At 43.8% G+C, this 20,300-nt stretch carries 17 protein-coding genes; 5 read left to right on the forward strand and 12 right to left on the reverse strand.

All coding sequences use genetic code 11. The annotated features are described in order from the left end of the window. Window positions 1-2: 2 nt before the first annotated feature. Window positions 3-683 (reverse strand): hypothetical protein, encoded by a 681-nt coding sequence (locus AACW75_RS00955; RefSeq protein ID WP_017074579.1) that lies wholly within the window; start codon window positions 681-683, stop codon window positions 3-5. A 16-nt stretch (window positions 684-699) separates the two neighbouring features. Continuing rightward, window positions 700-1,056 (reverse strand): antibiotic biosynthesis monooxygenase family protein, encoded by a 357-nt coding sequence (locus tag AACW75_RS00960; RefSeq protein ID WP_145568472.1) that lies wholly within the window; start codon window positions 1,054-1,056, stop codon window positions 700-702. Between the two features lie 194 nt (window positions 1,057-1,250). Here AACW75_RS00960 and AACW75_RS00965 point away from each other — a divergent pair, with 194 nt between their 5' ends. Then, complete coding sequence (locus AACW75_RS00965; protein WP_145568219.1) at window positions 1,251-1,781, forward strand: cytochrome b/b6 domain-containing protein; 531 nt, start codon at window positions 1,251-1,253, stop codon at window positions 1,779-1,781. 231 nt (window positions 1,782-2,012) lie between these two features. On the opposite strand, the gene AACW75_RS00970 is transcribed toward AACW75_RS00965, so the two are convergent. Both AACW75_RS00970 and AACW75_RS00975 read right to left on the reverse strand, forming a co-directional pair. Then, a complete protein-coding gene (locus AACW75_RS00970) occupies window positions 2,013-2,543 on the reverse strand; it encodes a 3'-5' exonuclease (protein WP_017074582.1) in 531 nt (176 codons plus the stop codon). 87 nt (window positions 2,544-2,630) lie between these two features. Then, entirely contained in the window at window positions 2,631-4,169 is a 1,539-nt protein-coding gene (locus tag AACW75_RS00975; RefSeq protein WP_145568218.1) for a sensor domain-containing diguanylate cyclase, read from the reverse strand. 350 nt (window positions 4,170-4,519) lie between these two features. Here AACW75_RS00975 and AACW75_RS00980 point away from each other — a divergent pair, with 350 nt between their 5' ends. The 3 genes from AACW75_RS00980 (at window position 4,520) to AACW75_RS00990 (ending at window position 10,208) form a co-directional block, all read left to right on the forward strand. Further along, window positions 4,520-5,152: a DUF2760 domain-containing protein gene (locus AACW75_RS00980; RefSeq protein WP_017074584.1), complete on the forward strand. Its 633-nt coding sequence runs from the start codon at window positions 4,520-4,522 to the stop codon at window positions 5,150-5,152. Then, window positions 5,152-7,125: an Hsp70 family protein gene (locus tag AACW75_RS00985; RefSeq protein WP_135455011.1), complete on the forward strand. Its 1,974-nt coding sequence runs from the start codon at window positions 5,152-5,154 to the stop codon at window positions 7,123-7,125. Before AACW75_RS00980 ends, AACW75_RS00985 begins: the two co-directional genes overlap by 1 nt. A 230-nt stretch (window positions 7,126-7,355) precedes the next feature. Continuing rightward, window positions 7,356-10,208, forward strand: coding sequence for an Hsp70 family protein (locus AACW75_RS00990; RefSeq protein ID WP_145568217.1), 2,853 nt, complete (start codon window positions 7,356-7,358; stop codon window positions 10,206-10,208). Between the two features lie 206 nt (window positions 10,209-10,414). On the opposite strand, the gene AACW75_RS00995 is transcribed toward AACW75_RS00990, so the two are convergent. The 8 genes from AACW75_RS00995 to AACW75_RS01030 all read right to left on the reverse strand — a co-directional run bounded on the left by AACW75_RS00995 (window position 10,415) and on the right by AACW75_RS01030 (window position 18,423). Further along, complete coding sequence (locus AACW75_RS00995) at window positions 10,415-10,630, reverse strand: hypothetical protein (RefSeq protein WP_017074587.1); 216 nt, start codon at window positions 10,628-10,630, stop codon at window positions 10,415-10,417. A gap of 268 nt (window positions 10,631-10,898) precedes the next feature. Continuing rightward, window positions 10,899-11,372 (reverse strand): DUF2947 domain-containing protein, encoded by a 474-nt coding sequence (locus tag AACW75_RS01000; protein WP_029224992.1) that lies wholly within the window; start codon window positions 11,370-11,372, stop codon window positions 10,899-10,901. Window positions 11,373-11,538: 166 nt separating this feature from the next. Next, on the reverse strand, window positions 11,539-12,126 hold the full coding sequence (gene rimJ / locus AACW75_RS01005; RefSeq protein ID WP_145568216.1) for a ribosomal protein S5-alanine N-acetyltransferase: 588 nt from the start codon (window positions 12,124-12,126) through the stop codon (window positions 11,539-11,541). 26 nt (window positions 12,127-12,152) lie between these two features. Next, window positions 12,153-13,697 carry a transcriptional regulator TyrR gene (gene tyrR, locus AACW75_RS01010; protein WP_102553162.1) on the reverse strand — a complete coding sequence of 515 codons (1,545 nt, stop codon included), beginning with the start codon at window positions 13,695-13,697 and terminating at the stop codon, window positions 12,153-12,155. A gap of 206 nt (window positions 13,698-13,903) precedes the next feature. Then, a complete protein-coding gene (locus AACW75_RS01015) occupies window positions 13,904-14,956 on the reverse strand; it encodes a YcjF family protein (protein ID WP_145563838.1) in 1,053 nt (350 codons plus the stop codon). Window positions 14,957-14,970: 14 nt separating this feature from the next. Next, window positions 14,971-16,344 (reverse strand): YcjX family GTP-binding protein, encoded by a 1,374-nt coding sequence (locus tag AACW75_RS01020; RefSeq protein WP_145568215.1) that lies wholly within the window; start codon window positions 16,342-16,344, stop codon window positions 14,971-14,973. A 211-nt stretch (window positions 16,345-16,555) separates the two neighbouring features. Beyond that, complete coding sequence (locus tag AACW75_RS01025) at window positions 16,556-16,741, reverse strand: hypothetical protein (protein WP_004734731.1); 186 nt, start codon at window positions 16,739-16,741, stop codon at window positions 16,556-16,558. Between the two features lie 164 nt (window positions 16,742-16,905). Further along, window positions 16,906-18,423, reverse strand: coding sequence for a fumarate hydratase (locus AACW75_RS01030; RefSeq protein WP_145568214.1), 1,518 nt, complete (start codon window positions 18,421-18,423; stop codon window positions 16,906-16,908). 254 nt (window positions 18,424-18,677) lie between these two features. Between AACW75_RS01030 and pabB the strand changes: the two genes are divergently transcribed. Beyond that, on the forward strand, window positions 18,678-20,057 hold the full coding sequence (pabB, locus tag AACW75_RS01035; RefSeq protein WP_145568213.1) for an aminodeoxychorismate synthase component I: 1,380 nt from the start codon (window positions 18,678-18,680) through the stop codon (window positions 20,055-20,057). Window positions 20,058-20,300 lie beyond the last annotated feature (243 nt).

Here is a 20,300-nt window from a genome sequence, read left to right on the forward strand (position 1 = left end):
AGTTACAGTGCTAATTTAAAGCCTAACTCGCTGATGTTTACACTAGCAAACCCTAATTTAACCGCGTTGAGTTCATTCGCGATATCAAGCGCATGCTGTTTGTCTCGAGCTAATACAGCGATAGAGTATACAGGACGAATCATTGCCGTTTGATTCGGCTTTGACTCAGCAAGCGCTTGATTTTTTAAATACGCAGAAGTAATCACACCTTGAGCACTCCAATCAACCACTTTTTGCAAGTCGACACTAATGACCTTGTCTGCAATTAATTGATCTTCAGGCTCTTTCCAAGACAATTCAATCGCGTAATTAGTAAACGCGACTTCAGTATCTAACCACTTACTTCCAATATCTCTTATTTCTGTAATTTCAGCTAACTCTTTAAATTGCAGAGGAAGATTACCAATAACACGTCTTACTTCCTCTTCACTATCGGCTTCCATAACAAATTTAATAATAGGGAATGATTGGTCGCCAATGAAGCTTTCAGAAACAAACATATCGTGAATTAACCCTGCATCAATCAAATTAGCAAACGCCTTTTTCTGATTCGGCATTGCATTGAATACAGCTTGCGCATCTTGAGTTTTCCAAGCAACAGACACCCCATAAGCGGCGGAGTAACTGCTGACGGAAAACAAAAAGCTAAAAAGAACTAAAAACAATCGTGGTACATATTTCATTTGAACAGGCTCTCAATTAATTGCGGATGACTTCGTAAAGGTTAGGATCGGCGCTGACTCCCTCAATCTCGATGGCAGGCAGTTCTTTTCCCATGACCGAAATAGCGTCAAGGAAATGCTTCTGGCTTTCCCAGTTTGCTACGTTCACATACAGGTAGGTCGCATCTGTACTGATTGCTCGGTGTAGTCTTGTCGAGATATACCCGGGTTGCTGAGTGAGTAAATCCCTAGCACTCTCCCAATAGGCTAAGGTTTCAACTTCTTTATTCGCATCAACTGAGAAGGTGTTAATAAGCACAACAGGTTGTGCGAATACTAATGGACTCACACTCAACAAACTCAACGTTATAGCTCTTTTGATCAAACTCTTCATGCTCTTCATATACCTCTCCGTGGGTTAGATTAGATAACGCTATCAGAGATACCACTGTCATCAATAGTCGGAGTGATGATTTAATATTAATTAAATCGATGCGTTATTATTAATATTAAACATGAGGTAAACATATTCATAACACATGACAGACAAATATAATGGAACATTAAAAATCAATAATGGAATACCGCATGAATCAAGAAATAATGAGAAACATTGTAGACAACAATGAAGTAAAGAGAGTGGATTCACTGCATTGGGGAATATTAATCACCGTCATGGTTACATTGACTCTCGGTTTGATATCGAGTCGCCTACTTCCCTTTCCTGATAAATATCCAACAATATTCATCCATCAGATTTTTGGAGTTGTTGTTTTAATTGGGGCAACCATACTTATTTTCAGAATGATGACTAAACCTAAAAGAGGCCAATGTGGATTTACTATTCCTAAGTTGGTGCAATTTATTCAAGTATCAACATTGGTTTTTATTGCACTATCAGGTTTAAGTATCGCATTGATTGATACACCGGTATTCAGTGTTTATGTATGGGTATTTAGCGAAGGGGCAACAAAAAGAGAAATGGTTAGCCTATTGTTTTTTATTCATGCTACTGCAATTAAGGTTTTCATGTTGTTGGTAACGTTACATGTTTTAGGCGCAATGAAGCATCATTTTTTCGATAAGGGTGATAAGTTGAAAAACATGCTTGGAAAATAGTTAGGTTGAACAAGGCACTAAGTTTAATAAGGAACTAAGTTAAATAAGGAAACAGGCCGAATAACAAATTATATTGAATAACTAGAGCCAGAAATTTGATTTATTTTTCACCTTTCCTTGAATACAAAAAAGCCACCTAGTTTTTCATATAGAAACTCAGATCATATAGAAACTCAGAAGGTGGCTTTTTGCTGTCTGTTGTTCTTTTAAGAGACTAATCGCTTTTAAAGACTAAAGCATCGTCAATGTAAGCTTCGCTAGATTATAAGCATCCACATAACCAGAATGCTGACGACCTTCCCACTCAATATTTTTCGCTTCTTGAGCTGCACGATGACCGATACGTTTATCTTTCAATCTATTTTGAACCCGATAAAGCGTAGCGATATTCAGGAACTCGTTAAACAGTGGCTCGATGCCTTTTTCTTTACATTCGTTATGTAAGATTAAGTCATCACGTCCCCACGCTGCATAGATTTTTTTAGGACCACCGAAGTTTTTCATCATCGACTTGATCACAGATTCTAATGGACGCCCCTGTTTTTCGATTTTACGAGGAGTAATGCCCGTTAGCTCGGCACAGAATAGAGAGACTTCGTCCTTCTCTGGCTTAACGTAATATTGTGCTCGCTTCACGATAGTTCCAGACGCTAGATCAATCTCAGCAAGACCAATTTCAATGATCTCACCTGTTGTTCCCACACCGTCTTCGCTCCAACAGCACATTTCCAAATCGAAACACACCACTCGATTGTGATTCATACGTCGCCTAATTCTCTCGTCAAAAATTTCGTGAAATTGTACATGAGCCCAGTCCAGAACTCGACCCTAGTTGTATCAAGTGCTCATTTAGCCTGCAATTGTGACTCTATTTCGACCATTTGACTTACTTTGATACAACATGCTGTCGGTTCGTTGCAGGATTTCTTCTGTGCTTTCATTGCTACGAATAGAGGCACCAATACTTAACGTGCAGTTTAATTGGCGGCCTTGATGTTCACAGTGAGAGTCGCTAACGGTATTTAGAATGCATTCCAAATAACGCTCCAACGCTTCATGATCTGAGATGCTCGAAATTATGCAGAACTCATCACCGCCCAAGCGGAACAAGTCATCCCCTTCCTTCAAGCTAACAGAGATAAGTTTGATAACGTGAATAAGTAACGCATCGCCTGCTGGGTGGCCAAATTGGTCGTTGATGCCTTTGAACTTATCGACATCAAACCCAATAAGGCTAAATGGTTGTTCGCGATCTATCGCTTTGTCTAATTTCTTATTAAATGCACGTCGGTTATAAACCTCGGTCAAACTGTCATGATTGGCTAAGAAGCGTAGCTCTTCCGTCCTCTTATCAAGCATTTGGTACAAACGTTGTTTTTCACGGATTTGCAGATTTACAATGTAGGCAAGCAACAAAGAGATAGTGGTACCAACTAAAGCAATTCCGGCTAACACTAATCGACCATAAAAAGAGATGCATGAGCTTATCTTGTAGTCGATTTTCCAATCGCGATTAGTCAGGCTAATGGTTTTAGTTATATGGTGTCCTGATACACCCTCAAAGCCGTCGGTTTCAAACAAAATAGGAGAATCTTCTGCTTCAAAACCAGTATCGGTAACTCGCACATACACGTCCATATCACCCGCAGTCGACGCCAGCAGATTCTCAAAGTAATAAGTTGTACGAACCACACCAATCACCACACCTAGTAAATTGTCACTTTCACCTTCAAATACAGGGTGATACACCAGCATGCCACTCTTTTTAGTGTCTTGGTCTAAGCCATCTTGTATCAAGCGGACTTTGTCTGAAATATTCGCTTTGCGCGTCTGCTTAATATTGTCTAAGACGAGCTTAAATCGCTCACGAGAAGAGTAAAAGCCCAGAACTTTGTTGTTGGGTGCGGTATTCGGGTAGATATCGGTAGCGATAAAGGCAGGTTCACCATCTAAGATGTAACCAAAGGTTTTTGGTTGATGCTTCGGAATGGTGTACAGCTTGTAAAATGGGTATTTCTGTTTCATCTGTGCCGTATGTTCGGCGATTTCGTCTATCGATACTTTTTGCATCCATTGCAGGCCAATCAAACTCTTTGAAACGTTAATGGTTTGCTGTGCAAAACGGTCAAACCTATCCCAGTCTTCAGGATCATTCGCATAGAAAAAATTGGCACCAGAACCGATGTAAGCGACATCATTATCGATAAATGCTTTTAGGCTTAAAGTTTGACTCTTAGCAAAGTTGTCCAAGTTCATGCTCAACGCACGATTTTGATTGAGAGCCACCAACACAAAACACAGCACGGTGATCAGAAAGGTGACCAAAAAAGCAACTAATGGCAGAGTTCTTCTCTTCAACCCTGTTAGCGGGTCGATGGTATGCGGCATACATATCTCATGTTGGATTATATAAAGTCATAAGTATATAACGTTAAGGAATCATGCTCCATTCATGTTTAGTCCTAAATCTGACACAAAATGGGCAATGTTTACCTCCCTCTCACATCAAAGGCTATTATTCGAACAAATCTCGACTAATTTTCACTCTAACACGCCAAAAACCCACTTGATTAAAAACATTAAATACAGCCCTTAAGCCTTGAATATGCTAGTATCCACCCATATTTATAGCTTGAAAGAAACCGTTTTGCCTGAGTGCTACAGAGTTTTCTTTCCAACCCGTATATTCAACTTAACCAATGAATATACCGTTAAATCAATTTAAAGAGAAAATCACTATGATCGTTGATTTGAACCTAATCCCACAGACGTTTGATATGCTTCACGCAGGCCTAACTGCATCAAGCGTTTTACTACTGCTCATTGCCGTTTCTCGTAAAACCAAAGTCGTTGAGAAAGTCGTAGAAAAACCAGTAGAAAAGATCGTTGAAGTAGAAAAGCCTGTAGAAAAGATTGTCGAAGTTGAAAAAGTGGTTGAAGTTGAAAGAGTCATCGAAAGAGTGGTTGAAGTTGAATCTAAACTCGCAACAGCACCAACAGATTCTGCAATGCAACTGCTTTCAATCATGCAACAAGAAGCTCGCCTTATCGATTTCCTAAAAGAAGACTTAACTTCGTTCTCTGACGAAGAAGTTGGCGCGGCGGCACGTGTTATTCACACTGGCGGCCAAAAAGTATTAGCAGACTACGTAACACTTGCGCACATCCGTAATGAAGACGAAGAGACTCGTATTACGGTAGTTGAAGGCTTTAACCCTCAAGAGATTCGTCTAACAGGCAACGTAACTGGTAATGCTCCGTTCAACGGCACACTGGTTCATAAAGGCTGGAAAGCAACTGACATGAACCTGCCTAAGCTTGCTCAAAACTACGATGCATCTGTCATTGCACCGGCAGAGGTGGAGCTATAATGGAACACCAAAACCATTCTTCATCGCAAGAGCATTCACAAGAGCTATCTTCTCAAGAGCAACATCAGACGCCTAAGTTCAGTGTTGGTATCGATTTAGGTACAACACACTGCGTTTTGTCTTACATCGACACAAGCAATGAAGACGCTCGCGTTGAGGTGATGCAAATCCCTCAACTTACGGCTCCTGGTACGGTAGAAACTCGCAGCCAACTAGGCTCGTTTCTATACCAACCGCACGAACACGAAATGAACTCAGGTTCTCGCGTTCTACCTTGGTCATCTGAGCCAAAAGCACTGGTTGGTGCTATCGCTCGTAACCTTGGTTCGAAGACCCCTATTCGCTTAGTCGCTAGCGCGAAATCTTGGTTATGCCACAGTGGTGTAAACCGTCGCGACGCATTTCTTCCTGCAGGTAGCCCTGAAGAAATTGAAAAAGTATCTCCGCTTAAAACAACTGAGTTGTACCTTGAGCACCTTAAAGATGCTTGGAATCACGCGAATCCAGAACACAAACTGGCAGACCAAGATGTAACGATCACCGTCCCTGCTTCGTTTGATCCTGCCGCTCGTGACCTAACGGCAGAAGCTGCACGTAATGTGGGCTTCACTCACCTGACTCTTCTAGAAGAACCACAAGCCGCACTTTATAGTTGGATTGATAACAGCAACGACACATGGCGTGATGAAGTAGACGTTGGTGACATTGTGCTTGTTGTCGATATCGGTGGTGGTACAACTGACCTTTCTTTAGTTGAAGTAACACAAGATGATGGCAATCTAAGTCTGAACCGTATCGCAGTAGGTGAACATATCCTACTTGGCGGCGACAACATGGACTTAGCTCTAGCGTATCGTCTGAAAATGAAACTGGCTCAAGAAGGCAAAGAACTGGCTCCTTGGCAGGTTCAAGCCATGACTCACGCTTGTCGTGATGCGAAAGAAGCACTGTTAAACGATGGTGAACTTCAATCTGTGCCAATCGTTGTTCCAAGCCGAGGTTCTAAGCTGCTTGGCGCAACCCTGAAAACAGAACTGACTCAGCAAGAAGTGCAACAGACATTAGTTGATGGCTTCTTTCCTAAAGTAGAAGTGACTGAACACCCTGTACAAAAAACACGTGGTGCACTGACTCAAATGGGCCTGCCTTACGCACAAGATGCAGGTATTACTCGTCACATTGCTGCATTCCTTTCTAAGCAAGCGAACGCGCTTTCTGGAAATAGTGAAACCGCTCAGCAAGATTTCAACCCGTTTGCAAACATGCCCGGTATGCCAGGCGCTGAAGCGCCAGCGGCAGACTTCATCAAGCCAACAGCGGTTCTGTTCAACGGTGGTGTTCTAAAATCGAACCTACTGTCAGAACGCCTTTCAGACACGATCAACGAATGGTTGATCAATGCTGACGCTGAGTTTGCTAAACAACTTACTGGATTGGATCTAGACTTAGCAGTTGCAAGTGGCGCTTCTTATTACGGCGCAGTTCGTCGTGGTCAAGGCGTTCGTATCCGCGGTGGTATCGCTTCTTCTTACTACGTAGGAATTGAAAGCGCGATGCCAGCTATCCCGGGGATGGCTCCTCCAATGGAAGCACTGTGTGTTGCTCCGTTTGGTATGGAAGAAGGTTCAAGCGTTCAAGTTCCTAGCCAAGAATTTGGTTTGGTGATTGGCCAGCCAGTACACTTCCAATTCTTCGGTTCTACGACTCGTCGTGAAGACGTAGCGGGTACGCACCTTGATCATTGGGCTCCCGAAGATCTTGATGAACTTCCAGAGATTCAAGTGACACTGCCGGTTTCTGAAGGTCGCCGTGAAGGTGAAGTGGTTCCGGTAACCCTAGCCTCTCGTGTTACTGAACTCGGCACGCTTTACTTAGAAGCAATTGCTGCTGATAACGGTCAGAAATGGCACGTTGAGTTCGACGTTCGTGAAGACGCAAACTCTGACAGCAACAATTCAAACCAAGAAGCATAATCAATCAACGGCACCTTAACGGGTGCCGTTACTTTATCAATGCGATTCCCTAGCCCTGTACTAAAAGAATTCAAACGACAAGCTTAACAGGGAATATCAATTCAATGACAGTGAGCACCTATTCCCGCCTCAGTCATACATCTTCTAGGGAATTTCGTTGTTATGAACAACAATAATAAGACCAAGACTATCAACAAACTGGTCATCACTTTGGCAGAATAAGGTTTTGTATGGCATCTCCTCGTTTTTTAGTCGGCATTGACTTAGGCACAACCAACACTGTGGTTGCCTACTGTGAAATCAACGACGACCTACAGCATGCTCCCGTTTCTCTTTTCGATATTGATCAACTCATCGGCCCCGGTGAAGTGGTTCGCAAGCCCCTACTCCCATCCTTTCGTTACCACCCAGCACAAGGTCAAATCTCCCCTTCTGACCTCACCATGCCGTGGGAACCAAGCTTAGTTGCAGGCGATATTCAAAACGTCATCGTAGGTGAATGGGCGCGCGAACTGGGCGCAAAAGTTGAAGGCCGTCAGGTATCCAGTGCTAAGAGCTGGTTATCTCACCAAGCCGTTGATCGTAACTCCGACATTCTGCCTTGGGCAGGTGCGGCTGATGTCGATAAAGTGTCGCCGGTTGTCGCAAGCGCAAGCTACCTCAACCACATCCGCCAAGCATGGAACTACCGCAACCCAAGCAATAAGCTGGAAGACCAAGACGTTGTAGTCACCGTTCCCGCTTCATTCGATGAGACCGCACGTAAGCTGACACTCGAAGCGGCAGAACTCGCAGGCCTAGGTAAGATCCTACTACTCGAAGAGCCTCAAGCCGTCTGTTATGACTGGTATGCTCGTCACCAACAAACCGCAGCGGATGAACTTCAACAGATCCCGTTGATCTTAGTCTGTGATGTAGGTGGAGGCACCACAGACTTAAGCTTAATAGAAGCGAAATTCAACGCAAATAACGATTCGAACAACGACGGTAAAAACGAGCTAGCACTCGACCGTATCGGCGTCGGCGAACACTTAATGCTAGGTGGTGATAACCTCGATTTAGCGCTTGCTCACCTTGCAGAGCAACGCTTCAATCAAAACAAAAAGCTGAATGCTTCTAACCTAACCAAACTGATTCAACAGACTCGCGCCGCAAAAGAGAGCCTGCTTTCTGCCAATGCGCCAGAAGACGTGAAGATCACCATGCTAGGCAGCGGCTCAAAATTGCTTGGCGGTACGAAAAGCATTGGTTTAACCAAGCAAGAAGTTCATCAGATTGCATTAGAAGGCTTCTTTCCGCTTTCAGAGTTCACTGAAGTATCAGACAAGCGTCGCAGCGCGGTGGTTGAATTTGGTCTGCCGTACGTTGCCGACCCTGCAGTAAGTAAGCACGTTGCAGAATTTTTAGCACAGCACCAACAAGTGTCCAAAGCCGCACTGGAAAATTCAAACTCTATCGAATTCGATGACTCCAAACCTGCTATCCCTGTTGGTGTGTTACTCAATGGTGGTGTGTTCAACAGTGAGCTTGTGACTGAGCGTATTACAAAGCTGCTTGGCAATTGGAACGGTTCTCCAATCACTGTATTAGACAACCCTCATCCTGATTGGTCTGTTGCGCTAGGTGCGGTTGCGTTTGGTAAAGCGCGTCGTGGTGCACAATTGAAAATTGGTGGTGGTGCTGCTCGTTCTTACTTCTTACATCTACAAGAAAAGAACAAGATGGGTAAGGCACTTTGCTTGCTTGCTAAGGGGACCGAAGAGGGTCAAGAGATACGCTTGAACAGCCGTCGTTTCTCACTAACTTTGGGTGAACCGGTACGTTTCAATCTATTAACTTCAACGCACGATCAAATCGCTCATGACACCGCTATTCAAAATGGTGTGATGGTCAATGTCGATGCAGACTTGTTCTCCCCTCTTCCACCTTATATTTCTACGTTGGAAGGGTCTGGCAACGCCGAACTTCAAGCCAACCAAAAAGAGCGCGTTGAAGTATTGCTCGCTTGTCAGTTAACCGAAGTCGGCACGCTGAAAATGGAATGCGTGAGTACCGAAGATGACTCAAAACGTTGGTTACTTGAGTTCGAAGTAAGAAACAAACAAGGTGATGAATCTGATACCTCTAAGCTGCATCCAAGATTGGACGAGTGTAAGGAATTAATTTCTCGCCTATACAGCGGCAACAAGAAAAGTGCTGAATCTAAAGAGATCAAAACTCTGTCTAAAGATCTTGAAAAACGACTCGGTAAACGCGACGAGTGGGACTTTACGACTCTTCGTCACTTGTTTGATACCTTCTCATTAGGTCGTAAACGCCGCCGCCGCTCTGAAGCACATGAGAAGAACTGGCTTCGTTTAGCGGGTTACTCGCTACGTCCAGGCTTTGGTGATCCAACTGACTCATGGCGTATCGAACAAATTTGGGGCCTTTACCAACAAAGCATTCAATTCGAAAACCATCAAGGTTGGACCGATTGGTGGGTATTTTGGCGTCGTGTCGCTGGCGGGTTAAACCAAGATCAGCAAGAAACTATCTTAGCAGACATTGCTAAGTACCTTCACCCAGGCGCAATGAAGAACCCTAAGACAGCCAAAGATGCACAAGACAATGGTTATGAAGCCATGGTTAGATTGGCGGCATCACTTGAGCAACTGGAAGTGGAAGACAAGGTACTGCTGGCTAGTTGGTTCTTGAGCAAGGCGATTAACCATAATCAGTTTGAGCAAGCACACTGGTGGGCTCTAGGTCGATTGGCTTCAAGAACGCCTTTGTATGGCAGCCAGCATAGTGTAATTCCTAGAGAACAAGCTGAACAGTGGCTACCGAAATTGCTTGAACAGAACTGGCAGAAAGAACAGATGATTGCCTTTGCCGCTGTGATGATTTGCCGTAAAACGGGCGACCGTCAGTTTGATATCTCTGACGATTATCGAAATCAGGTGATTGAGAAGCTAAAACAAAGCAAGGTGCCTGATTCTTGGTTGATGCTAGTAAGGGAAGTGACCGAGCTTTCAGAGAGTGAGTCCAAGCGCGTGTTTGGTGATGCATTACCAAGCGGATTGAGCCTGATCAATGGTTGATCTTTAACATAACCTTTGGAAGCCGATTAGCTTCTACGATCAATTAAAAAAAGAAAAGCCACTTTCGATTCGTTGAAAGTGGCTTTTTTATTGGTGGCTAAAGGCCTGTTTGCAAGTGTCTGGTTGGTTAGTGTTTCGTTGACCAACATCTAGTCGATTAGAGGCTTGCTGGTTAAGAGCCTTAGCCGTATTGCTGTTAATCATTATTAATGTTTCGTTCCAGTTGGGTTAATAGGAAAATCCGTGTTTTCATAAATATCTGCTAACTTTTTCGGTTTCTTCTCTTTGATTCCTTTCGTTGAATGGTTATGAGTTTCGCTTAAAAGCCATTCCTCATGCATTTTTGCCGAATCCAAAAACTCTGGATCCTCCATTGCTTCCTTGCGAAGTTTATTTACACGTTCGAGAGTATCCCAAATCATAATACTTCACCTCCACTAAGGCAGTACTATAAAGATAGCCCATTACATTAAAACTTCAACTAAGCCAATGAGATAGCGATCTCAATTTCATAAAACACTCTGCTACAACCCAATGCATATCACTTAAACGTTAAGGCTAAAATAGCCAAAATTCACCATTGATCATCGAAGATCATCGGGCATAAAAAAAGCGAGCTCAATGCTCGCTTTTTGTTTGTCTATCTGTTGATCGGATCGCCAACACTCGCTCGATTAAATCACACCGAACCTAAGCACGGTTACCAATTTTAACGGTACCGTTTGTAGCAAACCAAAGTGTTTCTGAACGGCGACGACCTAGTAGAATTGGGCCATCATCGTAGAACAAAAAGTTCTTCCAGTGTTTCTTGAAAACTGACCATTTGGTTTCTAAAACATTGTATTTTTCGTAACAAAAATAAACAGTTACGTCATCTTGCCAATCAATGAAGTTTAGAATTTCTTCTGGCATTTCAGGCTCATCCGCTTCCCAATTTGCCATCCAACTGATCTCTTCATTCCAGTTCGAAGCTTTGCTTGGCCAGTCTTGCGAGCTTAGTCTTTCCGCATCAGGGCTTTGAGGGCTCACGTTCTCTTTCCAAAACTGAGACGCTCTTGCCTGTGTCATTGGCTTAATCTTTTCCAAGTCCTCAGCTGGTAGCGGCATCGACTGGTGAGTAAAAATCCATTTTCTTTGGTATTCGTCCAAAGTTGTATACGACATCAAAATTCCTCAAATATCTTCTCAGGCTACTGGATTACCATGCCTATATGTTCTTTTTGACACAGCGGCGATTAGAGATCGCTTGATATTCACTGTGTCTAAAATGCTGTTTACGTTTAAAAGCTACTGGCGTTTCAATACTTTTCCCCGTAGCAAAGATTGGCGTCTAAAGAGCGCGCTTGTCTTCCCAGTTCGGGTTCACTAAAGCCGTCAGTATATGATCTTCCCATTTACCGTTAATCTGTAAGTATTCTTTAGCAAAACCTTCTCGTACAAAACCGAGGTGTTCGAGTACGCCAGCACTTCGTTCATTGTGAGGCATATAGCCTGCCATTAAACGATGCATGTTTTGTACATCGAACATGTAGTCTTTTGCCATACTCAAGCCTCTACGCATGTAGCCGTGGCCTTGGGCTTTTTCAGCAAGCGAATAGCCGACGTTACATGCATAGAAAGGGAATCGAGATAAATTACTGAATGAAATGGTGCCCAACATTTCGTTGGTGTCATCATTAACAAGCAAACAGTAATAGCCTAGTCCCATTTTATGAAGCTCATTCAACTTAATCAATCGTTGCGCCCATCCAGCCCTTTCAAAGAAAACCGCTTCACGAATCGGTTCCCAAGGCTTTAGGTATTCTTTGTTCGTCTGAAAGTACTCACTGATCATGTTCGCGTCGTCGATTTGCGCCGTGCGTAGAATAAGGTTTCCATCGCGTTTATAAACACGTTCTGGTGTACTTAAGTCTTCCATTCGCTTTTCTTATTCCATTAACTTGTTCAGTTTTTTCTGATCCCATAATCACGAAGCTTATTCGCAATTGAGGTATGAGAGACATTCAAACGTTTTGCTAACTTACGGCTCGATGGGAATGACTGATAGAGCTTTTCAAGGATCTGAGATTCGTAGTCTTTCATGATCTCATCCAATGAACCGTCTAAGCTCAGGTTCGCCATTCCAGCCGTCATGGTTTCAAGCTGAGGCAAGTGGAATTGCTCAACCGTTAACGTGTCAGAGTCTAACTCTGTTAGTGCACGTAGAACCATGTTGTCCAATTGGCGAATATTACCCGGCCATTGGTAATTACCTAATTGGTCAATCAACTCTTGAGTTAACTTTGGCTTTAACATACCTAGCTGCTGTGCGTACTTAGCAACAAACAGTTCCAATAACGGAGCTACATCATTCGAACGTTCACGCAAAGCAGGAATAGACAAAGTTAATACATTCAATCGATAGAACAGATCTTCACGGAATGAACCCGAATCCGCTAATTCAGACAGGCGATGACGTGTAGACGCGATAATTCGAACGTCTGCATGCATCTCTTCTTCTTCACCAACACGGCGGAATGAACCATCTTGTAGGAAACGTAATAGTTTGATTTGTAGATGCGGGCTCATTTCGCCAATTTCATCTAGAAATACCGTACCGCCATTCGCTTGCTCGAAGATGCCTTTATGACCTTGTTCATGATTAAATGAACCCGGAGCATGACCAAACAATTCGGTTTCTGCCACGTCGTCAGGCATTGATGCACAGCTTAAAATCAAGAATGGGCAAGAAGAGCGATTTGAACGGTTATGACACGATTTTGCCAGCATCTCTTTACCCGTACCCGTATCTCCTTCAATCAGCAAAGGCTGATCCAACATAGCCAACTTCTTAGCTTGGCTGATCAAGGCTTTGTGGCGGTTAGAAACACCCACAAAATGCTCAAAGCCTAGGTTGTTCTGTTCAGGAATCGCGTCTGGTGGATTCATCTCTTGGTTACAAGAACGAATCGTCATTACAGCGCTAGCCAGTACCGCTTCGTTAACTTCACCACCAAGATAAATAGGCAATATCTCGATAGAGAAGTCTAAACCTTCCAACACCACAACTTCACGATGGCGCGTTACATCGCCCTCGATCCAGCGAGCAAAGTTGAAACTAGGAACAAATGTCGATAGCGGCTCACCGATGACTTCATCTTCTTGCTTGCCGAATAGGTTCAGTGCAGCGTGGTTAGCCATGTCGACTGAGCCTTTAAGGTCAATCGCAATCATTGGGTCAGGTAGGTTCGCGAGCAGTGCAATCAGCTCAGTGTTATGCCTTTCACTTGGCATAAATTGGATTTTACGTACATCCTTCACACCTGAAATTCGGCGAATTTCAGCCATAAGTTCACTAAAAGCATCAAAATTAATATCAGGGCAATTTAGGTAAATAATGCCTTTAACATCAATTTCGATTCCTCTTAAATCAATGCTTTTTGAGGCCAAGATATCGAGCAACTCACGCGTTAAGCCGAGTCTGTCTTCACACAATACTTCAAGACGCACAAATAGTCCTATTATAGGTGTCAGGATAAGTTGACAGTAGTTTGAATTAAGCTCTGAGTTCAGTCAAGAAGAAGAGTAAACATATGTTTACTCTTCTTCACCAAACGACTTAAGCCAGTGTCTGGAATTTGTTGACCATTACAGATGAACAAATTTCGGACTCTGTATTTCAAAGCTATACGCTTTTACTTCAAACCAGTGCGCTCTTATTTCAAAGTAATGCGCTTTATTTCAGAAAGGACGGCTTTACGAAGATCAGATAATTTTATTTTTCGCTCATTGTGCCAAGGCATAGGACGAAGCAAAGTCATGGCTTTTAAACCCAGTCGAGCGGTTAAAATACCAACACCTAAACCTTGCCCTGCTCTTGCAGAGACTTTACCCGCTAAGTCCATCGAGACTAGGTCCATACTCGCGTCTATCGCCAGTTCGCTGGCACCCGCAGCAGCCATGTTGATTAACACCAACTTGAATAACTTAATGCGCGACCAGTAACCTAGCTCAATGCCGTAGACATCAGCAAGCTTGTCTATCATGGTGAAATTACGCCACGCCACCAACAACATATCCGCCGCCGCGAGTGGGCTCACAGCAACCAGTGCTGCTGATTCCGTAGAGAACTTGGTAACGATTTGAGTGGCGACTTTATCTTGCTGACTCACGACCAACGCATCATACATATCCAACACTTCAGCATCGCTGTGCGCCGGGTTAATACTGTTCCGCCACTTATCGTACGAAGGAGACTCAGCAACTATACCGCCCTGCTTGGCAATGTTTTCACAGAACGCTTTGCCTTTACCGACACTCTGGCTTTGTAACAGCTCTTCACTCTGCTCTTGCACACTGAAATGGTCTTTCAGTGAACGCAGCTTCCATAGCTCTTTACCTATTGCGCCTAAACCCAATGAAGCAATAGCTGCGATAAAGCCCGCCCAACCTAACGCGAGCCAGTCTGCTGTTTGAATCGCGGTAATGACAGAGTCAATGGCTTGCCAACCGACTAAACCAGAGAAAGCGACTAACAAGCCAGTTCCAAACCACTTCTTCTTTTTGCTCGGTCGAATCACTTGTTCCAGTTGCTGCTCAGCGTCACCATCAAGGTCGGCTTCCACTTGTGGCGCGACGGGTACAAATTTCTCTTGTTCCGTGAACAGTTGTTGAGCGCCTAAGTCTGGGTTAACTTCATTCTTATCCGGCTCATCGAATGAGGTCTTCAATGGTTCATCAAAGACCTGTTTTGTTTTTAATTCACTCATTTTGATTGCCTCAATTACTTCAACTTGTCGCCAATGAGATACTCTAAAACCTTGTCGACTCTCAGATGCTGACAAGGCTCGTCGGAGTGTTGCTCCATTGGTCGAAAACTGGTGAAATCAAACTGGTTTGTTTCCCAATACTGTTTGTTCGGTAGCTTACGTGGTACCTCACCCGGATACATAGTTTGAGGAACGTTATCTAATGTCGTTCCTTGCAATGCAGGAACTTGGAATGAACCTGAAGAAATATAACCTGCACTTGTCGCTTGAATCGACGCGATACTCATGCAACTCATGTCGATATGTTCAAACGCCGCCTGTTGCCAAGCCGGATGCACCATCTGTTGCAACAGCGATACCAAGTTCGGATGTTGATCCGGTGTCACGTGGTCAGCCTTGGTGGCTGCAAACAAGATCTTGTCTATCTTTGGAGCAAACAAGCGTCTTAAAATATTGCTTCGTCCATACTTAAAACTCTTCAATAACTGCTCTAGCGCACCGCGCATGTCCATGAAAGAGTCATAACCGGCATTGAGCGGTTGTAAGCAATCAACCAGAACAATTTGTCTGTCAAACGTAGCAAAGTGATTCTTATAGAACGCTTTGACTACTTTCTGTTGGTACTCTTCATAACGCGCTTTCAATACTGCGTAGTTACTGGTTTTTGAAAACTTATCTTCAGGTGCTTTGCACGGGAAGAATTGCAGTACAGGCGCACCTTCAAGTTCTCCAGGTAACACGAACCTACCGGGTTGTACCCAATGCAGTCCGTTATTCTTACAAGTATGAAGGTACTGAGTGTAGCTATCAGCAATCGCGACCAGTTTCTTTTCGTCAGCATCTGCTAATAAATCGATGTCACCGCGGATTGCGTTCCAGTCTTGTGAATAGGTTTCCCTGTCGCCTTTCAACGCTGCGAATTGAGACTGACTCCACGTATCGAAGTCCATATCCAACAAGGGTAAATCAAGTAGCCACTCTCCCGGGTAATCGACAATATCGAGGAAGAGCGTACTGTTTTTACTCAGTAGCTTTTTCGCGCCCTTCGCAGGTTTATATTTGATCGCTAGACGAATCTCACTGACATCTCGTGTCGGCACTGGCCATTCTGGTGGCTGCGCATTCAACGATTCCATCGCTTCATCATAAGAAAAACGCGGGATCATCATGTTGTGTTGAGGAATGCGTTTAGCGCCAATAATTCTTCCGTCTCTCGCCGATGCAAGTAGAGGCAAATTTTTGTGGGTAGACGTATGAAGAAGCTGATTAACCAGCGAAGTAATGAATGCTGTCTTACCCGCACGAGAAAGCCCCGTGACCGCTACTCGAATATGAGAATCCGTTCCTCTGCTTATAAAGTCACTCATTTCTTGAGTTAGGTGTTTCATTTGAACGACTCCGTGATAGTTAGGCTAGCTGATTATGATAATAGAGAGGCAGCCTATGTTCTTTCCCTGTTGGGATAGTATGTATGCTTTTGCTTTTTCTTTTGCTAATACGTAGTGAGTATGCAATACACATTCTTAATGCTAGATGAATAAAAGCCCCTGACTACATTCATAATCAGGGGCTTTAGAATTTTTCTGCGATATCCGACGTTTAATCGTCTTCAATCAACTTGTAGATAACAAACAGTGCAATCTCTGCAATTAGCCAAAGCGCACAAGTAATTGTCACGTATTTATTATCAAAGATACTGATCCCTTTCAAGATCAGGTCATATCCAACAAAAGCACCAATCACCACTGCCAAGATAATCTGTAGGATCTGAATAAAACGAGGCATTCCTCTCTCCTATATTCTTATATCAAACGATGTGTTTATCACTATATCATTGATAATAAGACAAAAGTGCAAATAATGCTGCACTTTTGTCTTCAACTTTCTGTCAAGAATTGCAATTCAAACGCTGAAGCTAGCGTCTGTTACAACTTTTTGACTTCAGTGAATTATGCTTTTTCAGCTTCAGCAATTTTCACTTTCCACGTGTCAGGGCCGATCTGGTGCGCGTTAACGCCATTTGAGTCAACCGCGACCGTTACTGGCATGTCTTCAACTTCAAATTCGTAAATCGCTTCCATACCGAGATCTTCAAACGCAACCACGCGTGCTTTTTTAATTGCTTTCGCGACTAAATAAGCTGCACCGCCAACCGCCATCAGGTAAACCGATTTATGTTGTTTGATTGACTCTACCGTTGCAGGGCCACGTTCTGCTTTACCAATCATGCCCATAATGCCTGTTTCTTCTAGCATCATGTCAGTGAACTTATCCATACGAGTCGACGTTGTCGGGCCAGCAGGACCTACCGCTTCATCGCGTACCGCATCAACAGGGCCTACGTAGTAAATGAACTTACCTTTCAGGTCAACGCCTTCTGGTAGGCCTTCACCACTTTCAAGCATGCCTTGAATACGCTTATGCGCTGCATCACGACCGGTTAAGATCTTGCCTGATAGAAGAACTGTTTCGCCTGTCTTCCACTCTTGTACGTCTTCTTTGGTTATTTCATCAAGGTTAACACGGCGTGTATTTGCGCCCGCTTCCCAAGTGATGTCTGGCCACTCTTCTAACTTAGGTGGTGTTAGCTCTGCTGGGCCGCTGCCGTCTAATGTGAAGTGTACGTGACGTGTTGCTGCACAGTTAGGGATCAAACATACAGGCTTAGACGCAGCATGCGTTGGCGCTGATTTGATTTTTACGTCCACGACAGTGGTTAGACCGCCAAGACCTTGTGCACCAATACCAAGCTTGTTTACACGGTTGAAGATATCAAGACGAAGCTCTTCTTCAGCGTTCTCTGGACCTTTGTCGATAAGGTCTTGGATGTCGATGTGTTCCATCAGAGATTCTTTCGCTAGTACCGCTGCTTTTTCAGCTGTACCGCCAATGCCTATACCTAGCATGCCCGGTGGACACCAACCAGCACCCATCGTCGGCAGCGTTTTCTCTACCCACTCTGCAATGTCATCAGAAGGGTTTAGCATGACCATCTTGGTTTTGTTCTCAGAACCGCCACCTTTAGCCGCGATTTGAATTTCAACTTTATTACCTGGAACCATATTAATGTGAACAACCGCTGGTGTGTTGTCTTTTGTATTAATACGCTTACCTGCAGGGTCCATTAGGACAGATGCACGCAATGGGTTATCTGGATTGTTGTAAGCTTGACGAACGCCTTCATCAACCATCTGTTGTACTGTCTGATCCGTTTCCCACCTAACATCCATACCGATGTTCACGAAACAAGTAACAATACCCGTATCCTGACAAATTGGACGATGACCTTCCGCAGACATACGCGAGTTGATAAGAATTTGAGCAATCGCATCTTTTGCTGCTTGGCTCTCTTCTTTTTCGTACGCTTTTTCTAGGGCTTGGACAAAGTCTAAAGGGTGATAATAAGAAATGTACTGAAGTGCGTCAGCGACACTGCTGATCACATCTTGCTTACGAATAACCGTCATTGCATGCCTCTTTATTGTTCTGGTTCCATGTGGGTTCTTGGTGTGACTGTTTTTGTCTAACCGGATTAGTTGGTTTAGCTTTTTATTATGTTGAGCTGTATTTAGTTGCTTTAGCAATCGCTTGCATAGCTTTAAACTAAACCATTTGGTTTGCACCGTTCTAATCAAGAACCCATTTTATTTTCAATTTATGATACTCTTGCTTCCTCTCACACGCCATGCAGTGATCGAACTCTTTGTCACAAATTAAACAAATGAATAACAACGAATTTCGCTCTATCCAAATCAAGCCGCTTCAATATCAATCAACTTTAGCTAAACAACTGTTTTCTCATATTGAAAGTATGCCGTGGGCAATGCTATTACGCTCTGCTTCAGAAAGCCACGTTGATAGTCGATACGACATTTTAGTTGCTCAACCCATCGCCACCTTCGAAACTATCGGTGCAGAAACGACCGTTAATGTTAATGAAGAGTGCGAGGTTTCAACGTCGGATCCTTTCGAACTACTCGACCAATATCAACAGCAATTATTACCAACGACAACGGAACACAGCGAATTACCATTCGTCGGCGGTGCGTTGGGTTATTTCAGCTACGATTTAGGTCGCCGTGTTGAGACATTACCTTCTCTAGCGCAACGTGATATTGAAGCTCCTGACATGGCGGTTGGCTTATATGAATGGGCCATTGTCGTTGATCACAAACTGAAGACGGCATGTATTGTCGGCCAAAATATTGATTCACATCTCGATTGGTTAACCTCGCAGTCAAAGCACAATGCAGTAATCCAACCTTGCTTTGGATTAACGACGCCATGGCAATCCAACATGAGTCAAGATAGCTATGCGAACAAGTTCGATAGTGTTCAAGAGTACTTATTATCGGGTGATTGTTATCAGATAAACCTTGCTCAGCGTTTTCGTGCCGATTACCAAGGCAGCGAATGGCTCGCTTATGAAAAGTTAGAGCAATACAATTCGGCACCGTTTTCCGGCTTTATTCGTCTTGAACACTCAGCAATCTTAAGTGTCTCGCCAGAACGATTCTTAGAGCTCAATAGTGGCACCATAGAAACCAAGCCAATCAAAGGCACGCGTCCTCGTTCTGATGATCGTGAAATTGATGATGCCCATGCTCAAGACTTGATGAGTGCAGAGAAGGATCAGGCCGAAAACCTAATGATCGTTGACCTACTGCGTAATGATATTGGTCGCGTGGCGAAACCTGGTACGGTTCACGTCCCTAAACTGTTTGATATCGAAAGCTTCCCTGCTGTGCATCACTTAGTAAGTACAATCAGAGCCGATCTAGATTCTCAATATTCAGCAACTGACTTATTGAGAGCTTGTTTCCCCGGCGGTTCGATTACTGGCGCACCAAAAGTGCGAGCAATGCAGATCATTGAAGAGTTAGAACCCCATCGACGCTCCGCTTATTGCGGCAGCATTGGCTACATCAGTCGAAATGGCAGAATGGATACCAGCATTACCATTCGTACGTTAGTTGCTGAAAACAACACGCTCTATGCGTGGGCTGGCGGTGGTGTGGTGTTCGATAGTGACTGTGCCTCTGAATACCAAGAGACGCTCGATAAGCTGAGTCGCATTCTGCCTGTGCTTGAAGACTGCTAAACATACGTCATTTATTCGTCAGTTAATCAGCTAATCAGCTAATCAGCTAATCAGCTAGCGAAAAGCAAAAAAAAGCCGAAGTCATCGATATGATAACTTCGGCTTTTTAATATTTGATTCAAATAAACGCCAAACACGACTACCGAACGAATGAGACCTAATAGCCAACAGGAACTAATAGCTGATAGCTGATAACTGATAGCTGATAGCTGATAACAAATAAGCACTAAGCACTAAGCACTA

This window comes from Vibrio sp. L3-7, from assembly GCF_963898195.1.
Classification (GTDB): domain Bacteria; phylum Pseudomonadota; class Gammaproteobacteria; order Enterobacterales; family Vibrionaceae; genus Vibrio; species Vibrio echinoideorum.

Coding starts and splice junctions, on each gene's coding strand:
- AACW75_RS00955 (WP_017074579.1), bottom strand. CDS start 683: ATGAAATATGTACCACGATTGTTTTTAGTTCTTTTTAGCTTTTTGTTT.
- AACW75_RS00960 (WP_145568472.1), bottom strand. CDS start 1,056: ATGAAGAGTTTGATCAAAAGAGCTATAACGTTGAGTTTGTTGAGTGTG.
- AACW75_RS00965 (WP_145568219.1), top strand. CDS start 1,251: ATGAATCAAGAAATAATGAGAAACATTGTAGACAACAATGAAGTAAAG.
- AACW75_RS00970 (WP_017074582.1), bottom strand. CDS start 2,543: ATGAATCACAATCGAGTGGTGTGTTTCGATTTGGAAATGTGCTGTTGG.
- AACW75_RS00975 (WP_145568218.1), bottom strand. CDS start 4,169: ATGCCGCATACCATCGACCCGCTAACAGGGTTGAAGAGAAGAACTCTG.
- AACW75_RS00980 (WP_017074584.1), top strand. CDS start 4,520: ATGATCGTTGATTTGAACCTAATCCCACAGACGTTTGATATGCTTCAC.
- AACW75_RS00985 (WP_135455011.1), top strand. CDS start 5,152: ATGGAACACCAAAACCATTCTTCATCGCAAGAGCATTCACAAGAGCTA.
- AACW75_RS00990 (WP_145568217.1), top strand. CDS start 7,356: ATGGCATCTCCTCGTTTTTTAGTCGGCATTGACTTAGGCACAACCAAC.
- AACW75_RS00995 (WP_017074587.1), bottom strand. CDS start 10,630: ATGATTTGGGATACTCTCGAACGTGTAAATAAACTTCGCAAGGAAGCA.
- AACW75_RS01000 (WP_029224992.1), bottom strand. CDS start 11,372: ATGTCGTATACAACTTTGGACGAATACCAAAGAAAATGGATTTTTACT.
- rimJ (WP_145568216.1), bottom strand. CDS start 12,126: ATGGAAGACTTAAGTACACCAGAACGTGTTTATAAACGCGATGGAAAC.
- AACW75_RS01015 (WP_145563838.1), bottom strand. CDS start 14,956: ATGAGTGAATTAAAAACAAAACAGGTCTTTGATGAACCATTGAAGACC.
- AACW75_RS01020 (WP_145568215.1), bottom strand. CDS start 16,344: ATGAAACACCTAACTCAAGAAATGAGTGACTTTATAAGCAGAGGAACG.
- AACW75_RS01025 (WP_004734731.1), bottom strand. CDS start 16,741: ATGCCTCGTTTTATTCAGATCCTACAGATTATCTTGGCAGTGGTGATT.
- AACW75_RS01030 (WP_145568214.1), bottom strand. CDS start 18,423: ATGACGGTTATTCGTAAGCAAGATGTGATCAGCAGTGTCGCTGACGCA.
- pabB (WP_145568213.1), top strand. CDS start 18,678: ATGAATAACAACGAATTTCGCTCTATCCAAATCAAGCCGCTTCAATAT.